The organism is Pedobacter hartonius (assembly GCF_900107535.1).
Taxonomy (GTDB): Bacteria; Bacteroidota; Bacteroidia; order Sphingobacteriales; family Sphingobacteriaceae; genus Pedobacter; species Pedobacter hartonius.
Genome location: NZ_FNRA01000015.1, coordinates 79540 through 102712, shown reverse-complemented (window position 1 = coordinate 102712; position 23173 = coordinate 79540). Strand labels below are relative to the sequence as shown.

At 44.4% G+C, this 23173-nt stretch carries 26 protein-coding genes; 16 read left to right on the top strand and 10 right to left on the bottom strand.

What is annotated here, in order from left to right:
- Positions 1 to 2: 2 nt before the first annotated feature.
- Positions 3 to 1469, top strand: coding sequence for a glutamate synthase subunit beta (locus tag BLW16_RS20965; RefSeq protein ID WP_090559842.1), 1467 nt, complete (start codon positions 3 to 5; stop codon positions 1467 to 1469).
- Positions 1470 to 1564: 95 nt separating this feature from the next.
- Here the strand turns inward: BLW16_RS20965 and BLW16_RS20960 are convergent, their stop codons facing one another.
- Together BLW16_RS20960 and BLW16_RS20955 are read right to left on the bottom strand one after the other, a co-directional pair.
- Positions 1565 to 2098, bottom strand: a complete 534-nt coding sequence (locus BLW16_RS20960; protein ID WP_090559841.1) for an RNA methyltransferase — start codon at positions 2096 to 2098, stop codon at positions 1565 to 1567.
- Between the two features lie 15 nt (positions 2099 to 2113).
- A complete protein-coding gene (locus tag BLW16_RS20955; RefSeq protein ID WP_090559840.1) occupies positions 2114 to 3265 on the bottom strand; it encodes a galactokinase in 1152 nt (383 codons plus the stop codon).
- 112 nt (positions 3266 to 3377) lie between these two features.
- Between BLW16_RS20955 and BLW16_RS20950 the strand changes: the two genes are divergently transcribed.
- The 7 genes from BLW16_RS20950 (at position 3378) to BLW16_RS20920 (ending at position 9405) form a co-directional block, all read left to right on the top strand.
- Positions 3378 to 4397 carry an aldose epimerase family protein gene (locus BLW16_RS20950; RefSeq protein ID WP_090559839.1) on the top strand — a complete coding sequence of 340 codons (1020 nt, stop codon included), beginning with the start codon at positions 3378 to 3380 and terminating at the stop codon, positions 4395 to 4397.
- 43 nt (positions 4398 to 4440) lie between these two features.
- Positions 4441 to 5010, top strand: a complete 570-nt coding sequence (locus BLW16_RS20945) for an NADPH-dependent FMN reductase (RefSeq protein ID WP_090559838.1) — start codon at positions 4441 to 4443, stop codon at positions 5008 to 5010.
- A 68-nt stretch (positions 5011 to 5078) separates the two neighbouring features.
- The gene (locus BLW16_RS20940) at positions 5079 to 5711 is read left to right on the top strand and encodes a DsbA family oxidoreductase (RefSeq protein ID WP_090559837.1); all 633 of its coding nucleotides are present in this window, start codon (positions 5079 to 5081) and stop codon (positions 5709 to 5711) included.
- A 1-nt stretch (position 5712) separates the two neighbouring features.
- Positions 5713 to 6324, top strand: a complete 612-nt coding sequence (locus BLW16_RS20935) for a phosphatase PAP2 family protein (RefSeq protein ID WP_090559836.1) — start codon at positions 5713 to 5715, stop codon at positions 6322 to 6324.
- A gap of 66 nt (positions 6325 to 6390) precedes the next feature.
- Positions 6391 to 8259, top strand: a complete 1869-nt coding sequence (locus tag BLW16_RS20930; RefSeq protein ID WP_090559835.1) for a TonB-dependent receptor plug domain-containing protein — start codon at positions 6391 to 6393, stop codon at positions 8257 to 8259.
- A gap of 106 nt (positions 8260 to 8365) precedes the next feature.
- Entirely contained in the window at positions 8366 to 9082 is a 717-nt protein-coding gene (locus BLW16_RS20925) for a pirin family protein (protein WP_090559834.1), read from the top strand.
- A gap of 2 nt (positions 9083 to 9084) precedes the next feature.
- Positions 9085 to 9405: a hypothetical protein gene (locus BLW16_RS20920; protein WP_090559833.1), complete on the top strand. Its 321-nt coding sequence runs from the start codon at positions 9085 to 9087 to the stop codon at positions 9403 to 9405.
- Here BLW16_RS20920 and BLW16_RS20915 read toward each other — a convergent pair.
- The 4 genes from BLW16_RS20915 to BLW16_RS20900 form a co-directional block, all read right to left on the bottom strand.
- Positions 9369 to 9734, bottom strand: coding sequence for a DoxX family protein (locus BLW16_RS20915; RefSeq protein WP_090559832.1), 366 nt, complete (start codon positions 9732 to 9734; stop codon positions 9369 to 9371). The genes BLW16_RS20920 and BLW16_RS20915 overlap by 37 nt on opposite strands.
- Positions 9735 to 9799: 65 nt before the next feature.
- Positions 9800 to 10201: a YtxH domain-containing protein gene (locus BLW16_RS20910; RefSeq protein WP_090559831.1), complete on the bottom strand. Its 402-nt coding sequence runs from the start codon at positions 10199 to 10201 to the stop codon at positions 9800 to 9802.
- A gap of 100 nt (positions 10202 to 10301) precedes the next feature.
- Positions 10302 to 10742 carry a DoxX family protein gene (locus BLW16_RS20905; protein WP_090559830.1) on the bottom strand — a complete coding sequence of 147 codons (441 nt, stop codon included), beginning with the start codon at positions 10740 to 10742 and terminating at the stop codon, positions 10302 to 10304.
- A gap of 74 nt (positions 10743 to 10816) precedes the next feature.
- Entirely contained in the window at positions 10817 to 11032 is a 216-nt protein-coding gene (locus BLW16_RS20900) for a hypothetical protein (RefSeq protein WP_090559829.1), read from the bottom strand.
- A gap of 62 nt (positions 11033 to 11094) precedes the next feature.
- On the opposite strand from BLW16_RS20900, the gene BLW16_RS20895 reads away from it, so the two are divergent.
- From BLW16_RS20895 to BLW16_RS20875, 5 genes are all read left to right on the top strand, one after another.
- Positions 11095 to 11901 (top strand): phosphatase PAP2 family protein, encoded by an 807-nt coding sequence (locus tag BLW16_RS20895; RefSeq protein WP_090559828.1) that lies wholly within the window; start codon positions 11095 to 11097, stop codon positions 11899 to 11901.
- Between the two features lie 45 nt (positions 11902 to 11946).
- Entirely contained in the window at positions 11947 to 14571 is a 2625-nt protein-coding gene (locus BLW16_RS20890; protein ID WP_090559827.1) for an MGH1-like glycoside hydrolase domain-containing protein, read from the top strand.
- 40 nt (positions 14572 to 14611) lie between these two features.
- Complete coding sequence (gene proB, locus BLW16_RS20885) at positions 14612 to 15691, top strand: glutamate 5-kinase (protein ID WP_090559826.1); 1080 nt, start codon at positions 14612 to 14614, stop codon at positions 15689 to 15691.
- A gap of 5 nt (positions 15692 to 15696) precedes the next feature.
- Positions 15697 to 16947 carry a glutamate-5-semialdehyde dehydrogenase gene (locus BLW16_RS20880; RefSeq protein WP_090559825.1) on the top strand — a complete coding sequence of 417 codons (1251 nt, stop codon included), beginning with the start codon at positions 15697 to 15699 and terminating at the stop codon, positions 16945 to 16947.
- Positions 16948 to 17068: 121 nt separating this feature from the next.
- Positions 17069 to 18574 carry a malate:quinone oxidoreductase gene (locus BLW16_RS20875; protein WP_090559824.1) on the top strand — a complete coding sequence of 502 codons (1506 nt, stop codon included), beginning with the start codon at positions 17069 to 17071 and terminating at the stop codon, positions 18572 to 18574.
- On the opposite strand, the gene BLW16_RS20870 is transcribed toward BLW16_RS20875, so the two are convergent.
- From BLW16_RS20870 to BLW16_RS20860, 3 genes are all read right to left on the bottom strand, one after another.
- On the bottom strand, positions 18564 to 19439 hold the full coding sequence (locus BLW16_RS20870; RefSeq protein WP_090559823.1) for a lysophospholipid acyltransferase family protein: 876 nt from the start codon (positions 19437 to 19439) through the stop codon (positions 18564 to 18566). The genes BLW16_RS20875 and BLW16_RS20870 overlap by 11 nt on opposite strands.
- A 123-nt stretch (positions 19440 to 19562) precedes the next feature.
- Positions 19563 to 19763 (bottom strand): KTSC domain-containing protein, encoded by a 201-nt coding sequence (locus tag BLW16_RS20865; protein ID WP_090559822.1) that lies wholly within the window; start codon positions 19761 to 19763, stop codon positions 19563 to 19565.
- Between the two features lie 116 nt (positions 19764 to 19879).
- Positions 19880 to 20341: an Lrp/AsnC family transcriptional regulator gene (locus BLW16_RS20860; RefSeq protein WP_090559821.1), complete on the bottom strand. Its 462-nt coding sequence runs from the start codon at positions 20339 to 20341 to the stop codon at positions 19880 to 19882.
- Between the two features lie 219 nt (positions 20342 to 20560).
- Here BLW16_RS20860 and BLW16_RS20855 point away from each other — a divergent pair, with 219 nt between their 5' ends.
- Both BLW16_RS20855 and BLW16_RS20850 read left to right on the top strand, forming a co-directional pair.
- Positions 20561 to 21406: a sigma-70 family RNA polymerase sigma factor gene (locus BLW16_RS20855; protein ID WP_090559820.1), complete on the top strand. Its 846-nt coding sequence runs from the start codon at positions 20561 to 20563 to the stop codon at positions 21404 to 21406.
- Between the two features lie 30 nt (positions 21407 to 21436).
- On the top strand, positions 21437 to 21823 hold the full coding sequence (locus tag BLW16_RS20850) for a hypothetical protein (RefSeq protein WP_090559819.1): 387 nt from the start codon (positions 21437 to 21439) through the stop codon (positions 21821 to 21823).
- Positions 21824 to 21912: 89 nt separating this feature from the next.
- Here the strand turns inward: BLW16_RS20850 and BLW16_RS20845 are convergent, their stop codons facing one another.
- Complete coding sequence (locus BLW16_RS20845) at positions 21913 to 22233, bottom strand: hypothetical protein (protein WP_090559818.1); 321 nt, start codon at positions 22231 to 22233, stop codon at positions 21913 to 21915.
- 120 nt (positions 22234 to 22353) lie between these two features.
- Here BLW16_RS20845 and BLW16_RS20840 point away from each other — a divergent pair, with 120 nt between their 5' ends.
- Complete coding sequence (locus BLW16_RS20840; RefSeq protein WP_090559817.1) at positions 22354 to 23172, top strand: mechanosensitive ion channel family protein; 819 nt, start codon at positions 22354 to 22356, stop codon at positions 23170 to 23172.
- Position 23173 lies beyond the last annotated feature (1 nt).

The following is a 23173-nucleotide window of genomic DNA, read 5'->3' as shown; positions in this document are numbered from 1 at the left end:
TTATGGGAAAAGTAACCGGATTTTTAGAATATGAGAGAACTGCTCCTGTAAAACAAGATGCAAAGGAACGTTTGCAGCACTACAACGAATTTGTTGTAGCCTTTGAACAGGAACAGGTTAAACAGGAAGGTGCACGCTGTATGGACTGCGGCGTCCCGTTTTGCCAGTCGGGCTGCCCGCTGGGGAATGTAATTCCTGAGTTTAATGAAGCAGTATATAAAGGAGAATGGGAGTTAGCATCAAGTATTTTACTGAGCACTAACAATTTTCCTGAATTCACAGGCAGGATCTGCCCGGCACCATGTGAGTCGGCCTGCGTATTGGGTATCAATAAATCACCTGTCTCGATTGAAGAGATTGAAAAACATATCATTGAGATCGCTTTTGCAAAAGGATTTATCAAAGCAGAACCGCCACTGATCCGCACAGGTAAAAAGGTAGCGGTAATTGGTTCGGGTCCTGCAGGACTGGCAGCGGCTGCACAGTTAAATAAAGCTGGTCATGAGGTTGTTGTTTACGAACGTGACGACACTCCCGGAGGTTTATTAAACTATGGTATTCCTGACTTTAAATTGCAGAAAGATGTAGTGAGCAGAAGGATTAGCCTGATGGAAAAAGAAGGTATTGAGTTTAAATGTAATGCCAATGTTGGTGTAAACGTAGAACTGAACACTTTACTGAGAGATTTTCAATCTATCGTTCTGGCAGGAGGTTCAACCATTCCGCGTGATCTACCCGCACCGGGAAGATCTGCAAAGGGAGTTCATTTTGCGATGGACTTTTTGAAACAGCAAAACAAAAGGGTACGTAATATCAGTGTAGAGCAGGAAGAGATCCTGGCAACAGGTAAAGATGTGATCGTTATTGGTGGTGGTGATACGGGATCTGACTGTATCGGCACTTCAAACCGCCAGGGCGCACGTTCTGTAATGCAGTTTGAGATTATGCCTATGCCTGCACAGGCGCGTACAGCGAACATGCCATGGCCTACTTATCCTATGCTGCTGAAAGTTACTTCTTCTCATGAGGAAGGTGCTGAAAGGGCATGGGGAATCAACACCAAAGAGTTTATCTCTGATGAGAACAATAATCTCAGGGCGTTACGTGTGGTTGATGTAGAATGGGAATTCGATCCAAGCGGCAGACCGCTGAACTTTAAGGAGATCGCCGGAACTGAACGTGAGTTGCCTTGTCAGCTGGTTTTACTAGCCATGGGTTTCTTACATCCTCAGAAAGAAGGTTTGATAGAGAAACTAGGTGTTGAACTGGACAACAGGGGAAATGTGAAAGCCGAAGAAGGTAAATATCAGACCAACATTGCAAAGATATTTGTAGCAGGCGATATGAGAAGGGGACAGTCACTTGTTGTCTGGGCAATTTCTGAAGGCAGGGAAGCAGCGAGAAAAGTAGATGAATATCTAATGGGATCAAGCAGACTGGCCACTAAAGACGGTATCCCTTACGCATAATCAGTATACCTTTACAAAACGATAGTATTAACTAAAAAGCACCGGGATGTTCCCGGTGCTTTTTCTATTATGAGTGAGGGCAATTGCTTGTGCCGTTACTGCAATCTTAGTTTCGCATAAAAATCCCACAGTACAATACCAGCTGAGATCACGATATTAAAAGAATGTTTAGTTCCAAACTGCGGTATCTCAATACATTTGTCAATTTCTGCCATCACTTCTTCACTCACGCCATTCACCTCATTCCCAAAGATCAGGGCATATTTCTTAGCCGTATCCGGCTTAAAGGTATTCAGCATAATGCTTTCTACAGCCTGTTCTATGGCAATAATCTCGTACCCCTCATGCCTCAGTTTCCTGATGACTTCCAGGGTTTCATCATAATGTTCCCAGTTTACAGACTGCGTGGCACCGATAGCCGTCTTTTCAATTTCGCGGTGTGGCGGCTGTGCCGTTATTCCGCAAAGGATCATTTTTTCTATCGCAAATCCGTCTGCAGTTCTGAAAGCGGAACCCACATTGTTCATACTGCGTACATTATCCAGTACCACAACCACCGGTAGTTTCTTCTGCTCTTTGAATTCCTCTATACCTACACGGTTTAAATCAGTGGTCTTTAATTTCTGCATAGCGCAAAAATAGAATTAAATTGTGGTTGCCCCGTTACCAATTTTACTTACATAGACCTCACAGGCATAACCGATGTGTTCGGTATAGTAGGCCGTCAGCTTTTCAGTAAAGTCATCCACCGCGTCTTTTTTAACGATTGCAATTGCACATCCGCCAAATCCTGCGCCGGTCATCCGTGCACCGGTAACATCTGCGTATCCTGAACAGAATTCTACAACGGTATCCAATTCTTTACCGGTTACCTCGTAAAGATCTTTCAGAGACTGGTGCGAAGCATACATCAACCGCCCGAATTCTTGCAGGTCTCCGTCGCTCAATGCTTTCGCTGCAAGGCTGACCCTGTCATTTTCTTTAATGACATGCGTAGCGCGTTTTAAAATGGTCTCGTCTGTGATCAGATGACTGTGCAATGCAAATTTTTCAGTATTGAGCTCACACAGGTTATGGAGTGTGATCTCTGTGTTCAGTGCTGCCAGCGCAGCCTGGCATTCGGATACCCTTTCATTATATTTTGATTCTGCCAGCCCCCTTGGCTTTTTAGTATTGATGATCGTCAATACGTGATCACCAAGGTCACAATCTACAAGTTTGTATTCCAGCGTATCACAATTCAGTACAATGGCCTTGTCTTTTTCACCAAAGGCTACAGCAAACTGATCCATGATACCACTGTTGAGCCCGATGAACTCATTTTCAACATTTTTAGACAGTTTTACCAGGGCCAGGCGATCTAAGTCGAGTTCCAGGTAAGCGGTAATTGCATAAGCCGTGACCACTTCTATGGACGCAGAAGAGGACAGGCCTGAGCCAATGGGGATGTTACCGTAATATAACAGGTCAAATCCAACCGGGATCTGGAAATTCTTCAGGATCTCGTTGAATACACCAAGCGGATAGTTGTACCATCCGCTCCCGTCTTTTTTGAAAGCTGGCTGTAAGGCAATTTCCGCTTCTTCAGGAAAATTTATACTCTTGAAACGGAGGATACGATCGTTATTGGGTGCCAGGCAGAGCCATGTACCAAGGGTGATGGCGCAGGGGAATACCAGTCCTCCGTTGTAATCGATGTGCTCACCAATGAGGTTAACACGACCGGGTGTAAAATACGTTGCTGCAGGTTGCTGACCATAAGTCTCAAAGAATTTTTTGGCTAATTCGTCTTTCATAAGGTAATGGAATGGATAATTATATATCTGGTTAAATTTTTACTTTGGCTAAAATATTGCCTGTATTATTTGTAGTATTGTTTTAGTATTAAAGTCGACCAATATACGTTTTATGAAAGAAAATCAAATTAGCACAGGGAAAATTATTGATGGAAAAGAAGTTTTCGCTGTCGAGCTAACCAATATCCGCGGAAGTAAAGTTAAAATATACAATTATGGTGCTATCGTCAGCAGTTTTATAGTTAAAAATGCAAAGGGAGAAGATCAGGATATTGTCCTGGGATTCGATGATTTTGACGGTTATGTCAATGAAGATTACCTGGCTAACTACCCATACATGGGCGCAGTCATCGGCAGGTATGCCAACCGTATCAAAAACGGCAGATTTACTATCGGGGGTCAGGATTACCAGCTTGACGGCAACCTTCACGGGGGTGAGAATGGTTTTGATAAAAAAGTGTGGGATATCCTGCCTACCATAGACCCAAGCCTAACCCTGCAATATATCAGCCCTGCCGGTGAAGAAAATTTCCCCGGAAAGCTGACGGTTCAACTTACTTTCAAGCTGTCTGATGAAGATGAACTGATCCTGGATTTCCATGCGGTTACTGATGCCACCACCGCGGTCAACCTTACGCATCACGCGTATTTCAACCTTGCCACCAAAGGGGGGAACGTTGCACAGTATCATCATCGCATGGCTGCCAGCCGTTATCTTGAACAGGATGAGGAATATATCGTCACCGGAAATGTTTTGCCCGTTGAAGGCACTATCCATGATTTCCTGGCTGGTAAACCCATCGGACAGGACTGGAATCCCGAAGAGGGATACGATCAAAGTTATGTACTCGATAAGGCTTATGGACAAATGGGCTTAGCATCGGAAACTACGGAGGCTAATTCAGGCTTAAAGCTTGAAGTATTCACCACTGAACCCATTGCCCATTTCTATACCGCAAAATACCTGGACGTGACAAACGCGAAAGGAGGGAAGGACTACCATAAATTCGAAGCTTTCTGTGTAGAAACCCAGCATGCTCCAAACGGTATCAATATCCCGGAATTTCCTGAAACCACTTTATCACCCGGTGAAACCTACCTGCAAACAACTATTTTTAAAGTAACCAGCTAAACTTTTCGCTTACACAAACGTTTAAACTTATAAATATCACTATATGGATAAGCTACTAATCATCAGCTCAACAGTAAGACCGGGCAGAAAAGGCCCTATAATTGCCAGCTGGATCACAGATCTTGCAAAAGAATCCGGACAATTTGAAGTGGAAATGATTGACCTCGGTGAACTTAAACTGCCACTGATGGATGAGCCCAATCACCCTTCGATGAAAAAATATGAGCACGAGCATACCAAAAAATGGAGTGCCAAAATTGATGTAGCAGATGCATTTATCTTTGTGACAGGGGAGTATAACTTTGGTTATCCGGCACCACTAAGGAACGCACTGGAATATCTCTACCAGGAATGGAACTACAAAGCTGCCGGAGTGGTGAGTTACGGAGGAATCTCTGCCGGAACGAGGGCAGCCAAGGCTTTAAAAGACGATCTGGCGACTTTTAAAATCGTACCTTTGTACGAAGCAGTAAACATTCCTTTTTTCACGGAAAGAATTAACGAGGAAGATATTTTCGAACCTGCAGAAACTACCAGCAGAATCGCAGCGGCAATGCTGAAAGAACTGGTCAGATGGACGAAGGGATTGAAAACGATTAAAGCTGACGTATAAGTAAAACCATTAACCGCCGAAGGCAGCTTGAAAATAATAAACAATATACAACACTGAAAAAACAATAGATGAAGGTAGATATTTGGTCAGATGTAAGGTGCCCTTTCTGTTATATTGGGAAAAGAAAGTTTGAACTGGCGTTGGAAAAATTCCCCCATAAAGATAAGGTTGAAGTGGAGTGGCACAGTTTTGAACTTGATCAGCAGGCAAAAACTAAACCTGATATGGACCCTGCAGAATATCTTGCACAAAAAAAGGGACAGACAAGGAAGTGGGCCGTCCAGATGAACGCACATGTAAGTAAGGTAGCCGCTGATGCAGGCCTTCATTTCAATATTGAAAACGCCGTTGTAGCAAATTCATTTAATTCCCATCGTTTAATTCAGCTTGCAAAATCAATGGATCTGGGCAATAAGATGAAGGAGCGGCTATTCATTGCCTATTTTATTGACGGTAAGAATATTGACGACAAGGCGGTACTAACCGACATCGGCGTAGCTGCCGGCCTGGAAAAAGTAGCCGTTGAAAATATGCTCGATAGCTTCGACTTTAGTAATGAGGTCCGTTCTGACGAGCAAATTGCACAACAGATGGGTATTAATGGCGTTCCATTTTTCATTTTTGATCAGAAATTGGCCGTTTCAGGAGCACAGCCGCCGGAAACTTTTTTAGGGGCAATGCAGGAAGCATGGTCTAAATAAAATGAAAGCTCTCACAAAATATATAATTGTATTGCAGTTTAGCCTGCTGTCTGCAATACCTTTTACAGTATCTGCCCAGCAAAACACTGGATTACAGGGAATGGACGACCGTATTATGATCGACCTGTCTGAACACCGTACCCCTGAAAAAATAAACTTTTTCCTATTCCTGTCCAGGTACAATAATCTCGTGAACGTAGCAGTGCCGACAGGGGTATTTGCCGGAGGTGTAATAGCCAATGACAAAGGCACACGCCAGAATGCGTTGTACATCGCCAGCAGCTCCGCAGTAAATTTACTGCTTACTACTGTAATCAAGAAGATCGTACGTCGCCCGAGGCCATTTCTGGGACGGGTGAAAATCAATGCAGTTTATCAGCCCGGAAGTACATCTTTCCCTTCCGGCCATGCCTCTTCGTCATTTACCACTGCAACAGCCCTGTCGCAGGTTTACAACAAATGGTACGTGATTGCGCCAGCATATCTCTGGGCAGGATCGGTGAGTTATTCCCGGATGTATCTCGGGGTCCATTATCCTACTGATGTGGCTGCAGGTGCTATTTTAGGAACCGCAACTGCGCTGTCTATGAAGTTCATACAGCCGGGACATTAGCCACAGCAAATTTTGCTTTACTGATCTGTTCATGGAATTCTTATCTTCGCAGCAATATTATCAAATATGAAGAAAGTTTTACCTGTAATGGTAGCATTATTACTGTCTGCCGGTTGTGCCGCAGCACAAAGTGATACCACTAATAATCTGAATGAAGTGATGGTGAAGGAAAACCGTCTGAAACTTCCATTTTCAAAACAAACTCGCAATATCTGGATTATCGACAATCAGCAGATCAGAAACCTGCCTTCAAGATCGATTAGTGAACTGTTAAGTTATGCAACCGGCGTTGACGTCCGGCAGCGCGGGCCGGGTGGTGTACAGGCCGATATCAGTATCGACGGCGGTACTTTCGATCAGACACTGGTACTGCTCAATGGGGTGAAAGTTTCCGATCCTCAAACGGGTCATAATATGATGAACCTGCCAATTTCTATCGATGACATTGACCATATCGAAGTATTAAGGGGATCTGCATCCCGTATATACGGTCTCAATGCCTTAACCGGTGCCATCAATATCATTACCAAATCTGTTACCTCAACAGGTGTCTCTGCAAATGTTTTTACAGGAAGCAGTTTCAAGAAGAATGAAAGTGGCGACCTGTACGGAAACTATGGCATACGTGCCACCGGTACGCTGGCACTAAAGGAGTCCAGCCACCTGTTCTCCGTTGGTCAGGAAGCCGGTAACGGATACAGGCACAATACGGCATTCGATAATCAGAAAGTATACTATCAGGGAAAAGTTAATGTAGGCAAAACCGACAAGCTGGATATCAGCGGAGGGTATATCCACAATAATTATGGTGCGAATGGCTATTATTCTGCACCGGGAGATAAGGAAGCTGAAGAAACTGTTAAGACCGCCCTTGCCGCTGTAGCTTATCAGACAAAGCTGACCTCTTTCTGGACATTATTGCCAAGATTGAGTTACAGGAATAATGTGGATGACTACCTGTATATCAAACAAACCCCGGATAAGTTTCATAACCACCATGTGACGCAAGTGCTCAGTGCCGAACTGAACAACACTTTTGAAACTGGGATAGGAGAATTTGGCCTTGGGCTGGAAGGCAGAAAAGAGTTGATCAATAGCACCAATCTCGGTAAGAGAAGTAGGGAGAACCTCGGTTTATATGCTGAGTATAAGTTTGACAGGGTCAAAAACCTGCTGATCAACGCAGGAACATATGTAAATTACAATTCCGATTTCGACTGGCAGGTATTGCCCGGAATTGATGCAGGATATACATTCCTCGGCAACTGGAAGGTTTTTGTGAATGTGGGTACAGGTGAGCGTTTGCCAACCTATACAGATCTTTATTATAAAGGCCCTACCAATATTGGTAATGAACAGCTCCGGCCGGAAAAATCACGTTATGCTGAAGGAGGACTAAAATACAATTCAAACCATTTTGTACTAAACGCAAGTGTCTTTAAACGACGGATTTCTAATTTTATCGACTGGGTAAAAGCCATTCAGACAGACCCATGGCAGCCAAATAACTATGGACAGCTCAATACAACTGGTTATACCTTGAGTGCTGATTACAATACCGGTGCCTTGACAAATTCACAGGTGTTCAACAGCATGAGATTCGGCCTGGCCTATACCCACCTCGATCCTAAAGTAAAAACAGTAATTCCGCTGGCCGTCTTTTCAAGGTATGCCATCGAGACGCTGAAAAATCAGCTGACCGCAACCGCAAATGCCGATTTTCTAAAGGTCATGTCCTTCACCTTAACTGCAAGATATTGTGAAAGGATCAGCTATAAGGATTATACAATAGTGGACGCGCGCGCGTCTTACAAACTGAAAAACAGCAGTATTTACGCTGATGCCTCCAACATCTTTAATGTAAATTACATCCAGGCGGGCGCAGTTCCTATGCCTGGTGTATGGGCCACACTGGGATATAAGTTTATTTTATAGCGCAATGTGATGTATTATTATAATCTGATGTGATTTCTTATTCTATGGTAAGACAGATGGCTGTTCAATGCCGTAAATTTGGTATACAATATTAATTCTATCAATCATGGCACAAACAGTTTTACATACCGCAAATTCCAGAGGCCTGGCAGATCATGAATGGTTAAAAAGTCACCACACCTTTAGTTTTTCCAGTTATTTTAATCCTGAACGCGTTCAATTTGGCGCACTAAGGGTACTGAATGACGATACAGTAGATGGCGGAATGGGTTTTGGTGAACACCCGCATGACAATATGGAGATCATCTCTATACCCCTTGAAGGTGCATTACAACATAAGGACAGTATGGGGAACGTCGCAACGATAGAGGCGGGAGAAATACAGGTGATGAGTGCCGGTACAGGGATGTACCATACAGAATATAACAAGAATAAAGGTGAACCAGTGAAATTTCTCCAGATATGGGTTTTCCCGAATAAAAGAAATGTGCAACCACGGTATGACCAGGTAAAAATTGAAAGCCCTGCGGTACCCAACCAACTGGTACAGATACTGTCTCCTGACCCGGAAGATGCTGGCGTATGGATTTACCAGGATGCCTGGTTTAATCTCGGCAAACTGAATCAGGGCAGCAATGCTGACTATACTATTCACAGGAAAAATAACGGAGCTTATATTTTTGTTATTGAGGGCAAAGTAGAGGTGAACGGACAATTGCTGGATACACGTGATGGTTACGGAATCTGGGATACTGAAGGTTTTACCATTAATGCCGCTACAGATGCCAGATTTTTAATTATGGATGTCCCAATGGAACTTTAATTATGGAAATAAAAACCGAAATCCTCGTAGTATGCACCAATGACCGGATCCTGCAAACCGTAATCAGGTTATTGAACACGAATGCCTCATGGAAGGCTACCGGAGCCTTAACTCCTGAAGAAGTGCTCAGGAAGTGCCGGGAAACAGCATACCAGGTATTCCTGATTGGCGCGGGCCTGACTGATACGGAGGAGGCCGGGCTCAGTGCAGCGGTGAAGCAGATACATCCGGCTATTCATGTGATCCCCCATTATGGAGGTGGGAGCGGTTTGCTTTTCGCAGAGATTTACCTCGCCCTTGGCACCAAAAACCAGGCCCAGTAGATCAGCAGGAATTGTAAGGGCAGGCGTATTAATGCAAAAAGGGTAGAGCCGATTGCAGGATGCGTACGGAATACGTCATATACATGAAAAGGAAGGAAAAATACCATTAGCAGGTTAGTTGCTATTGCCGCCACTTTTCTTGATGCCGGAAAGATCAGTCCGGCCCCAAGCCCGATTTCTACGATACCAGTAATATAATTCGTAGCGATCAGCGGTAGCCAGTCCGGAATAAAAGACGCGTAAACTGTGGGGTGAATGAAGTGGTTGATGCCGGCAGCAATCAGCAGCAGGGCAAATAAGAAGCTGAGTGCTAATCGTAATTTCTCCATTGGTAGTATAAAAAAAGCAGACCTATGAGAGTCTGCTTTCCTGTTTTTTATTTTGGTCTGCTGAATTAGGCATTTTCAACGTCGTTTTTAATATCACTTGCGAGATCTTCAGCACGATTGAATTTAGACTTTACAGATTCTACAGCGATATCTTTAAGGTCCGAAAGCTCATCTACACCGTCCTGTATTTTGGTACCGTAGGTTTGATATTTATCTTTTGCTGTCTCAGCTAAGTGATCTGCACCAGATTTAATTTTGTCTTTGTAGGTCTGCAGTTTGTCTTTTGCACTTTCTGCAAGATCTTTGGACTTGTCTGATATCAGATCCCTTGTTTCTGTTCCGCTCGCTGGTGCGAACAATACCCCTAAGGCAGCACCAACTGCTAGTCCAGCAAGTAAAGCTATAACGACAGGAGTTTTATCGGTATGTCTATCTAGCTGATCATTCAATAATTTCTTGTAATTCATGGCAATTAGTTTTTAAATAAATATTGTTTTGTCATTTATAGTTCAAAAACCAGTCCATATTTTGTTTATTATTGAAATTTATTTAAAAAACAGGGATTATCTATTCCGCTAAAGTCTGCCGGTCGTTCTCAATAGATAAAACCCCGTCTCCTTCTATTAAAAAGCAGACCAAAGCGAGCGTTACAGCACAGGAGAACCAGAATTCGGAATACGGCCTGAAGATTTGCCCCGGCAGGTTCACATAAAATACTGCAACCAACAAAATGGGCATATTGAGCAGGCAAAACATCCGGGTATGCGAACCCAGGGCAATCATCAATCCCCCGATCAAGTGCAAAGCAATGATCGCATGGGCAATCAGACTCAGTGACACGGCCGTGCCCAGTCCTGCGTTTTCCATCAAACTTGTGAAAGCATGTAAATTGAATGCAAATGCTACGCCTTTCCAGATCAAGGTTAAGCCTAAGGCCATTCTAATAAAGTCAAGCCATTTTGGATGGTGCTGATCGCCCCATTCCTGAATTTTCGATAGTACTTTCATGTTTATACTTGGTTAGTATTGTTTCCATGAATTTAAGAAATAATTATTTGATAATCAAAGAATTTTGGACATTTTTATCTGTGCCTCCGGTCCATTTTTTCTCCAATCAGCTGCACATTCTCGGCAGTTAATAATTCCCCCGAAACATCTTCCAGCATCCAGCCTCCGTTTTCTCTTTTGATATGACCGGTCAGTACGTTGTCTGCCGTCACCCGGTACACATTAGTGCGAACCAATTTTACCCTGCAAATTTTGTTTCCGAATATACCGGCCAGTTGAATCTCTTCCATATCCAAATTTAAAATTAAACGATAGAATTATCTTTTTGGCACGCAATTTCGTAGATTAAAAAATGTTTAATAAAATTTCGCTGTCATTTTTGCTCCTATTTTTAATTTCTTCCTCACTTATAGCGCAGGAAACCGATTCACTGAAGCAAAAGACAGATACGCTCAGGCAAAAGACAGATACGCTAAAGCAGAAAAAACCCAAACTGAGGGACCAGGGCAAACTTAAACTGTACGCTTTTATTCCCGCTACCGCCGCTGTTGCTTATGGCTTCGTAGCCCTGAACGCAGATTTTCTGCGTAGTGCAGATAATCAGATCTATAAATCCATCAAACACGACAACAGGAATTTTTACACCAGTGCCGATGATTACCTTCGTTACGTGCCCGCTGCCGCGGTGTATGGTCTGGATCTCTTTGGTGTGAAGGGCAAGAATAACTTTCGCGACAAAACAGCAATCCTGTTTATTTCCAGTGCGTTCACAGGCGTTACCATCACCGCGCTTAAAAAAAGCAGTAACAGGTTGAGACCTAACGGGCTCAATGACTATTCTTTTCCTTCCGGCCATGCGGCAACAGCATTTGCCTCGGCAGAATTCCTGCGCCAGGAATATGGCGAAATATCGCCCTGGTATACGGCCGCCGGATACAGCGTAGCTACAACCACCGCTGTACTAAGGCTATATAAAAGTTACCACTGGTTTAGCGACGTGGTGGCCGGTGCCGGTATCGGAATACTCTCCACCAAGTTCGCCTACCTGGTTTACCCGGCTGTAAAACGCGCCGTCTTTGGAAAGAAAGGTTCAAACATGGTGATGTTGCCTTCCTATCAGAATGGCGTGGCAGGATTGTCGTTTTCAGGCAAGTTTTAGGCATAAGGGACTGGAAATTCGCTCAACATTCCTTATTATTGAAGAATGAACTCCAGCAGTCAACGTAATCCCGAAAAGCAACGTATTGAAAGCAATTATGCAGGTAAAAGCAATTGGCTGAAATGGGGGCCTTACCTTTCCGACCGCCAATGGGGAACCGTAAGGGAAGACTACAGCAGCAACGGTGATGTATGGAACCACGTGACACACGATATGGCCAGAAGCAAGGCCTACCGCTGGGGAGAAGAAGGACTGGGCGGCTTTAGCGACGACAAACAATTTCTTTGCGTGGCCCTCGCGCTCTGGAACGGAAAAGATCCCATACTCAAAGAACGGTTATTCGGCCTGACCAATGAGCAAGGCAACCATGGCGAGGATGTGAAGGAGATCTACTACCACCTGGATAGTAGCCCTACGCACAGCTACATGAAAATGCTGTATAAATATCCTTTGCAGACTTTTCCTTACCAGCAACTGATTGATGAAAATGCCAGGCGCGACAAGTTACAGGCCGAGTATGAACTCATTGACACCGGTCTTTTTGATAAGGACGACTATGCGGATGTGTTTATTGAATACGCAAAGAACGAAGAGGAAGACCTGCTGATCAGATATACCGTTTGGAACCGCAGTAATGCAGATGCATCTATTGCAGTTATTCCGCAATTATGGTTTAGAAATATATGGAGCACCGGCGACAAAACAGTCAAACCGGAGATTTTAAACCACGGAAACAATACACTTTTACTAAGATCAGCAGACATTGGCGACTATCACTGCTTCGCCGAAGGCAGCCCAAAACTGCTGTTCACAGAGAATGAAAGCAATAACCGGCGTTTGTACAATTTCTCCAATGCATCAGGTTATGTGAAGGACGGAATCAATGAAGCCATCGTAAATGGCAACACTACAGCAGTAAACCCTGACCAGAGCGGTACTAAAGCAGGCCTGTGGTACCAGCTTGAAATCCCCTGCGGAGAAAGCAGGGTGGTAAGGCTCAGGCTTTCCAAAAACAAACAGAACACGCCATTTGAACATTTTGATGAGATCTTTACCGAAAGGATCTCAGAAACGGATGAATTTTATAACAGCTGCCAGATGCCCCAGGCAGATGCAGAAGAAAAGAAGATGCAGCGCCAGGCCTGGGCCGGAATGTTCTGGAACAAACAATTCTACAGCTACGACATCAACAGGTGGCTGCGGGGAGATCCCGGACAGCCTGCACCCCCACGAAGCAGACGAACAGGCCGCAATTCACACTGGAAACATTTTGTGGCAAATGATATCCTGTCTATGCCCGACAAATGGGAATATCCCTGGTTCGCCGCCTGGGATCTTGCCTTCCACTGCATCAGCTTTGCGGCAGTAGACCCGGATTTTGCCAAAGAACAGCTTCTCCTGATGGTCAGCGCCAATTATATGCATCCCAGCGGACAGCTGCCTGCCTATGAATGGGATTTCGGGGACGTGAACCCACCAGTGCATGCGATGGCCACCTGGCACGTTTACCAGATCGATAAAAAGAGTAAAGGCAAAGGTGACGTCAACTTTCTGGTTGATATGTTCAATAAGCTGCTGCTGAATTTTACCTGGTGGGTAAACCAGAAAGACAGCGAAGGCAACAATATTTTCGAAGGCGGGTTTTTAGGTCTGGATAACATCGGCGTGTTTAACCGCAGCCAGCCCGTGCCGGGAGGTGGTTTCCTTGAACAGGCAGACGGTACCAGCTGGATGGCCATGTATGCTTTAAACATGTTTGAGATCAGCCTGGAACTGGCATCACATCACCATGTGTTTGAGGCAATGGCGATCAAGTTCTTTGAACATTTCTTATATATAGCAGGTTCTATTTCCAATATGGGAGAAGATTCAAGGGGACTGTGGGATGAACAGGATGGTTTTTATTACGATATGCTCAGGAAACCTGATGGCACGGCCGACAGGCTGCGCCTAAGGAGCCTGGTGGGACTGATCCCTATGTTTTCGCAGGTCGTATTCGAAGAGTCGAAATGGGAGAAGCTGCCAAGGCTGAAGGAACAGATGGACATCTTCATGAAACGGCGGCCTGACCTGGTGCAGCTGGTCAGCCACTGGACAGATACTAAGGGGAATAACCAGCATTTACTGTCGCTTTTACGCGGCCACCGGATGAAGTTGCTGCTGAAAAGAATGTTGGATGCCAATGAGTTCCTGTCAGACTATGGCGTGCGCTCAGTGTCTAAAGCCTATTGCGAAAACCCCTTCCAGTATCAGCTGGATGGATCTGACTATACCGTTTCGTATCTTCCTGCAGAAAGTGATTCCAATATGTTTGGCGGAAACAGTAACTGGCGCGGGCCGATATGGATGCCGATGAATTACCTCATTATTGAATCGCTCCGGAACTTTCAGGAATATTATACAGACGACTTCAAAGTGGAATACCCCACAGGATCGGGCGAATATTTCAGCCTCGCAGAGATTGCTGACCACCTGAGCAAACGTTTGAAAAACCTGTTCCTGAAAAACGAGGCAGGTGAACGACCCGCATCGGGTGGTCACCCTAAATTTAACCACGATCCGTATTTCAAAGATTACATCTTATTCAGCGAATACTTTAACGGAGATAGCGGAAAAGGTTTAGGAGCGGGCCACCAGACGGGCTGGACAGGATTAATAGCCCTCCTGTAGCAATTCAACACATTTTTCAATTTTATTACCCTCAATACTTATGGCTGCTGCCTATAAAAGAATCGTCGTAAAGATCGGTTCTAATGTCCTTACCCAACCCAATGGCTTGCCTGACCAGTCCAGGATAGCACACCTGGTAGACCAAATCGTTACCCTCAAGAAACAGGGGAAAGCTGTTGTGGTAATTTCTTCCGGTGCTGTCGCATCGGGCAGGAGTATGATCAGTATCTCTGAAAAACATGATGCCGTTGCAGCAAGACAACTTCTGGCTTCTATCGGACAGATCAAACTGATCAATACCTATTTGTCGCTGTTTGAGAAACACCAGATGTTATGCTCCCAGGTGCTGGTCACAAAGGAAGACTTTCGCGACCGCAAGCATTACCTGAATATCAAAAGCTGTCTCTCCATCCTCCTGAAACACCAGGTGATCCCCGTTGTCAATGAAAACGATGTGGTGTCTGTTACCGAACTGATGTTTACGGATAACGATGAGCTGGCCGGACTGGTGGCCTCGATGCTGGATGCCGACGCACTGATCATCCTTTCAAACGTGGACGGCATCTACAATGGAGACCCGAAATCACCATCTTCCAGTGTCATCCGGGAAATCAAAAGGGACAGTGACGGTATCAGTTCTTTTATCAGTACCGCAAAATCCGGCTCCGGCAGAGGAGGGATGGTCACCAAACTGGGGATGGCGCAGAAAGTAGCCAAACTCGGTATACCGGTATACATTGCCAATGGTACACGTGATCATGTGCTGACAGATCTCATTGATGGAAATGTTGTCAATACTTATTTCGTACCGGAGAAGAACACTTCAGGAAAAAAGAAGTGGATAGCACATTCTGAGGGGTCTGCCACCGGTGTAGTGAAACTGAATGAAGGTGCAGCACAGGCGCTGATCTCTGGGCAGGCGAGGAGCCTGCTGCCCATCGGGATACTGGACGTGTCGTCCGAGTTTAAAAAAGGAGACATCATCCGTCTGGTTGACGAGAACGAAGTATTAATTGGCTTGGGAATTGCTGAATATGGTTCAGATAAAGCAAAAGAAAGAATAGGACAAAAAGGACACAAACCTTTGGTTCATTACAATTATTTTTATGCTGTAGGCTAAAGAAAATGGAAAAAGATTACACTATATATTTTGAGAACGCGGTAAAAGCAAGCCGTACGCTACATCGCCTGGACAAAGAGAAAGTGAATACTGTGCTGAAAAACGTTGCTGATGAAGTGCTGGCACATACAGATGAGATCCTTGCGGCAAATAGGAAAGACCTGGCAAGAATGCCTGCCGGTGACCCTAAATATGACCGCCTGGAATTGAGCAGGGAAAGGCTGGAAGCGATGGCCCGGGAGATGAGAAATGTTGCAGCACTGCAAAGCCCGCTGGCCGAAGTGATCTCGGCAGATACCCTTCCCAATGGTTTACAACTGAGCAAGATCAGGGTTCCTCTGGGCGTGATCGGCGTAATATATGAAGCCCGCCCAAATGTGACGCTGGATGTATTTTCCCTGTGTTTTAAGACGGGAAATGTTGCTGTTCTTAAAGGTGGCAGTGACGCGGAGTTCTCCAATATTGCCTTAATGCATGTTATCCAAAACGTACTGAACGCGCATGGCATCGATGTGAATGTGGCTACTTTACTTCCTGCGGAACGCGAAGCTACCGCAGCGTTGCTCAATGCCGTAGGTTTCGTGGATGTACTGATCCCAAGGGGCAGCCAGTCACTGATCAGTTATGTACGCGAAAACAGCAAGATCCCGGTGATAGAAACAGGAGCGGGGATAGTACATACCTATTTTGACCTGTCAGGAGACCTGGAAAAAGCTAAGGATATCATTTTTAATGCAAAAACCAGGAGGGTAAGCGTATGTAACTCGCTGGACTGCCTTATGATCCACTCCGGCCGCCTCGACGACCTTTCTGCACTGATACAACCACTGGCAGCCAAATCTGTACAGATCTATGCTGATGAGGCTGCTTACAAAGCCGTTGATGGTGCTTATCCTGAACAATGGCTGCACCATTCCACACCGGCAGATTATGGCACCGAGTTCCTCGATTATAAAATGGCCATCAAAACGGTTGACGATATGGAAACTGCTTTAACGCATATTGCCGAACACAGCTCCCGGCACAGCGAAGCGATTATTGCTGAAGATGAAGACAAACTAAATACCTTCCTCAGCGCAGTTGATGCCGCCGCCGTTTATGCCAATGCTTCTACTGCTTTTACTGACGGAGCAGAGTTTGGACTGGGTGCAGAAATAGGTATCAGCACGCAGAAACTGCACGCCCGGGGCCCGATGGGACTGGTGGAACTGACCAGTTACAAGTGGGTGATCAGAGGAAATGGACAGGTTAGATAATTTTTTTGGTACTTTATCAGAAATCTTCAAAATATGACGCATAAAATAGAAATTTTAGGCCTAACTGTCCTTCATTATATTAATTTTGTGGCCGATATAAAGAATAAACTATCTACCCTTCATGACCAGTAAAAATATTAATTCAGATAAAGTAGTTGATGTGGTGTTAATTGGCGCAGGCATTATGAGTGCAACTCTTGGTGTGCTCTTAAAAGAGCTGTCACCGGAGTTAAGCATAGAGATCTTTGAGCGGCTCGATGTGGCTGCCGCGGAGAGTTCAGATGCCTGGAATAACGCCGGAACAGGACATTCAGCATTTTGTGAATTAAATTATACGCCCCAGCTGGCTGACGGATCTGTAGAAACGGTGAAAGCGGTAGCTATTGCTGAATCTTTTGAAATATCCAAACAATTCTGGTCCTTTCTAGTACAGAACAACCTGGTAGGTTCACCTGAATCTTTCATCAAGAGCATCCCTCATATGAGCTTTGTATGGGGAAAGGAAAATGTAGATTTCCTGAAGAAACGTTATGTCAAATTACAGGAATGCGAACTGTTCAAAGAAATGACCTTTTCTGACGATGCCGGACAGCTGGCAGAGTGGATGCCCCTGGTGATGACCGGAAGGGATCCTGAAGAAAAGGTAGCCGCTACAAGAATGCTGCTGGGAACAGACGTCAACTTTGGCGCCCTGACCAGGATGATGTTCAACTCACTGATGACCAAACCTGATGTGGATATGGAGTTTAACCAGGAAGTGCGCAAGCTGAAACAGAAAGATGGCATCTGGGAAGTCAAAATAAAAGACCAGGAAACCGGTAAGAAAAGAACGATAAAAGCAAAGTTCGTCTTTATCGGCGCCGGTGGCGGATCTCTGCCCTTGCTGGAGAAATCTGACATTCCTGAGGGTAAAGGATTTGGTGGTTTTCCGGTAAGCGGACAATGGTTAAAATGTGTTAACCCGGAAGTGATTGAGCGTCACAACGCAAAGGTATATGGTAAAGCATCGGTAGGTGCTCCGCCAATGTCAGTACCCCACCTGGATACCCGGATGATCGACGGAAAAAAAGCTTTGCTCTTTGGCCCGTACGCTGGTTTTTCTACACGTTTCCTGAAAAACGGATCATTGCTTGATCTTCCGATGTCAATTAAAGCAAATAACATCAGGCCGATGATCGCGGCCGGTTTAGATAATATTCCATTGACCAAATACCTGATCGACCAGGTGAGGCAATCACCGGAAGACCGTCTTGATGCATTAAGGGAATATCTTCCTGCAGCGGCAATGGAGGACTGGGAACTGGAAACTGCTGGTCAGCGTGTTCAGGTGATAAAAAAGGACGCCAAACATGGGGGTATCCTGGAATTCGGTACTGAAGTGGTGTCTGCAGCAGATGGTTCCATCGCAGCTTTATTGGGTGCTTCTCCAGGTGCTTCAACAGCTGTGTCTATCATGGTCGGCCTGATGGAGCGCTGCTTTAAGGTCAAGATGAAAACCGCAGAATGGAAATCCAAGCTAAAAGTGATGATCCCTTCTTATGGAAAGGCACTGAGCAGTGATCCTAAACTGGCATCATCAATCCGTGCGCAGACTACAGAGGTACTGCATCTTCGGGTCACTGAGTAGGCTGGTGTTTCCATCTTTTATGGCTCCACAGCCAGTATTCAGGTTGTTCCTGTATTAATTTTTCGAGCAGCCGGGCATGAAGTTCTGTAATTTCATGCTGGCTGAACTGATCCGGATGCAGGCAAAGTGGCACACATTCCAGTTCATAATAACCTCTTTTTATGACATTAACTTTGAGATAAAATATTGGCCTGTTGGTCTTTATAGCGATCTTCTCCATACCGAGTTGAATGGAGGTCTGCTGGTTCAGGAACGTTCTCCATTGATGTGATTCCTGGTGGGGAGGTGCCTGGTCGTTACCAAAAAGGAATAATGTAGGTGTATTTTTACTTTCACTGATGGCCCTGTAGGTTTGGCGCATGGCGATCAGCCGGTTGCCAAACCTGGTTCTGATATGGTTAAACCAGCGGTCGAACACCTTATTTGAAAGCGGCTTATAAATAGCGTAGTTAATGCCCTTTGAACTCAGCCCGATAGAAAGCGTTCCCCATTCCCAGTTCCCGTAATGTGCAGAGCATGCCAGTACGCTTTCTCCGCGTTCAAAATAACCATTGATCTGTTCTATATTTTTGAATTTAAACCGCCGCTGCAATTCCGCTCTGGAGATGGTAGACATCTTGATGATCTCAAAGATCAGTGCAGACAAGTATTTATAATAGCGTTTTTCAATTGAACTGATCTCTTCTGCGCTTTTTTCAGGAAAAGAGTTTTTAAGATTATTGCTCACTACGGCCCTGCGGTAGCCAAAAACATAATATAACATCCAGTAAAGCAGCGTAGCAAAAAGATAGAGTACCTCTAATGGCAGCAGGGAAAGTGCATATATAAAAAACAAGCCAATATAGGAGGGGACTCTTTTCAACATCTTTTAAAATTAAGATGCAAACTTAATTGTTTTTTATCGGTTACGACGCGATCATGAGCATTTTCATGATATCCGGCTGATGCTGATCGAGGTCCTCATTATTACCTATCGGAAATACTCCGGCTAAATCTGCAGGTGTTCGAACTCAAATTTGTTCCTGATGAAATGATTGAAATACCTTCCTTTTGAACCGGCAATTTTTAATGAACGGTAGACCTTCCGGGGCACATCTTTATAGCTATATACATTACCGGATACAAAAATGATGGTTAGGGTAGATGAATCCGGATCATAACTGAAGTGTTCTATAACGGTTGATGGCATAAGCTGATTCTTTAATGGTTGTAAAACCAATGGGCTTTGGGAATGTTTGGGTCAGAAAGCCCCAAAATTGCATACGCTATTACAATTTCGGGGCGGATTCAGTTATTTACCACGTTTCAAAAATCAAAGCCCTTGTCGGGAATAATTTCCTGAAGTTCAACATAACTGTCTACTACACTCACATCCTGTAAAGCGGCAATCTTATCTTTGATCAGGTTAAATGAAATGGGGTCAATCGCAGCAATTTTTATTTTCATGCTGTTTTGTCCGGTAATACTGGTACAGCCACATACTCCCTTGATCTGCAGGAGGCTGGACTTAAACAGCTCCATGTTAGCGCCGGAATGATTGAATACTTTCAGGTAGATGTAACCGGTGATTCCAAAGCCCAACAGCTTTCCGTTGAGCAGCGCACGCGTGTGAAGGATAGCTGCCTTTTTTCTCAGTTTTCTTATCCGCCCAAATATGGTTGTAGGGGATTTCTTCAGCATGGCACCAATTTGCTTGAAAGATAGGGTGCCGTCGTTTTGTAATAATCTCAGAATGGATTTATCCAATTCGTCCAACTCGTTTTTCATTTTTATGTTTTTAGGTTTTAACAGTCAATCTTTAAAATTAACTCAAAAGGGCAAATTAAGTCCATATTAGAATATTATTCTTATTTATCGAATAAATACACGGTTATTTGAATTAATATTTAATATATACATGTTATTTGCGAATAATTTTCTTTTATTGGCCATTTGTTTTCTTCTTAAGCTTTGAATTCAAAGATTTGTATTTCTATTCAGGCGCCTATGAAAGAGTTAAAACTGAGTTCATCTATTACCGGGAGGGATGCGGAATCCATTAACAGGTATATGGCAGAAATTGCGAAGATCCCCTTGTTAACTATCGATGAAGAAGTGTGGCTGTCACAAAGGATCAAAGAGGGGGACCTTAACGCGGTTGAACGTCTGGTAAATGCGAATCTCAGGTTTGTGGTGTCAGTGGCCAAAAAATATCAGCACCGCGGGTTATCCCTGGGTGATCTTATCAATGAAGGTAACCTTGGCCTGATCAAGGCAGCTACAAAATTTGACCATACTAAGGGATTCAAGTTTATTTCGTTTGCCGTCTGGTGGATCAGGCAAATGATCATACTGGCTATTGCCGAACAAACCCGGATCATACGGCTGCCGCTGAACCTGATCAATTCCATTTCCCTGATCAACAAAGCCATTTCTTATCTGGAACAGCACCTGGAACGCATTCCAACGCTGGAAGAAATAGCAGCGGAGATCAATATAGATGAAATGAAAATTACAGACTATATGTACCGAGCCTATAAATCCGCCTCACTGGACAGCGGACTGAACGACGAAACAGACTCAACAATGCTGGACATGATTCCCGGTCATTACGCGCCTCCTGACAATCAGCTGGCGCTAGCAGATGAGGTTTATGATGTGGGAAAGATGCTCAGTATACTGCCGCACAGGGAGGCAGAAATATTACGGCTGTATTTTGGCCTGGCGGGTACAATGCCCGTCTCCCTCGATGATATTGCTTCGCTTGTCAATTTAAGTAAGGAGCGGGTAAGGCAGTTAAAAGATAGAGGAATAAAAAAGTTAAGATCAAGAATGCAGGGAAGAATTGAATAACCATAAGCTATCAACCTATAAATCAATAAAATGCTCTATTATTATTTAGCCGAAAGTTTGAATGAGCTTGGCCTGCTCAGTTTCCTGATCAAAAAGATGGGGGCAAGAGACACACCGTTAACGGAATTCATGGATGACAGGTTCCTGACCGCTGAGATGCGCCGGATCAGGCTAAGAGCCTCGATGGATATCCTGATTTTTGGTGTGCATTCTGGTATCTTTTTAAACCATAATGTCACTAAAATCAACCATCTCATCCTGCACGTGCTGGAAATGCTTTCCAGGCTGCCTGAGCTTTACCTGATGAACGAAAATGAACTATACAGGTTCAGGCATTGCATATACCTGAAAGAGGAGCTCAGCAAGCTGTCAGACTTTTTTTACAAGCTGAACGAAACGATGAGCAACCGGTTATAGATGGAAAGCGGGTTTACCATAGATTGAGCCGGCTGGAATTGAATATAAAGCAGAGGCCGTCTATGGAAACAGACGGCCCGCGATAGCATTTAAACAAATGCAGGGGTGGCACTTGCAGGGTCATTTCCCTGTATCTGGTTTCTGCGGATCTGAGAGATCTCTGTAGGCTTTTTCGGATAAGTTTCTTTGATGCCATTCACAGCATCATATATTAGAAACACACCGAGAAAAGCTTCCTGAATACTGGTTATCGGGTGTTGGGTAATACTCCGGACTCCCCGCTGGAAGATATAAACTCCCGCGAGTATAGAGAGTAGTCGTTTTGCAGTGCTTACAGTATCTGTCCTATTTGTATCCAACAATCTCTTCGCTGCTGAGACAGTCAGACTATGTGTTGTTTTGCTAAACATATATTTCCAATTGATGTATAAATTGAACATATGCCTGCATTATTTGTTTTCCGTTTTTTAGAAATGCTTAAACTTTTTGATTCGGATGACGTTATACGTTATCAATTGATATGATGCATAATGATAAAAGAACAAGCCAATACAGACCGCACCCTACAGTTTTACGACAAAGCCTTTAACTGGATCTTAGACAAGGGCCCGAATATACTGATCGGAATTGCCATACTTTGTATTGGCTTATGGCTGATCAAACTCTTTTCAAAATGGATGCAGAGCGGATTACACACAAAAAATGTAGATCCCTCGATCAAACCTTTTTTTATCAGTCTGTCCGTTGCCGTATTGCGGATCCTGCTGTTTTTTACGGTAATGCAGTTCATTGGCATTCAGATGACCATATTTGCAGCACTAATTGGTGCTTTAGGCGTAGCCGCAGGCCTGGCACTTTCGGGTACGCTGCAGAATTTTGCGAGCGGGGTGCTCATCCTCATGCTCAAGCCATTCAAAGTAGGTGATAATATCATCGCACAGGGACAGGAAGGAACAGTGACCAATATCGAGATCTTTTACACCACCGTAACCACTTTTGATAACCGGCTGGTCATTGTACCCAATGGCAAGCTATCAAATGAAGTGATCATCAATATCAGTACACAGGGAAGCCGCAGGCTGGATATCGAAATGAAGTTTAGCTATGGCATCGATTATGACGAGATATTGAAAATTACTGAGGAAACCATTAAAAAATCTGAGGATATCCTGAAGACCCCCAAACACCGCGTAGGGGTTGTTCTGCTCGAAGAAAGCGGCTATAGGGTAATGATCAGCGTCTGGCTCAATTCACATGGCTTTAACGACGCAAAACTCATCTTTCAGGAAAAGCTGGTGCGTGCGCTGAAAGATGGAGCCATTGCCCTTCCCGGTATCACAGCAAAATAAG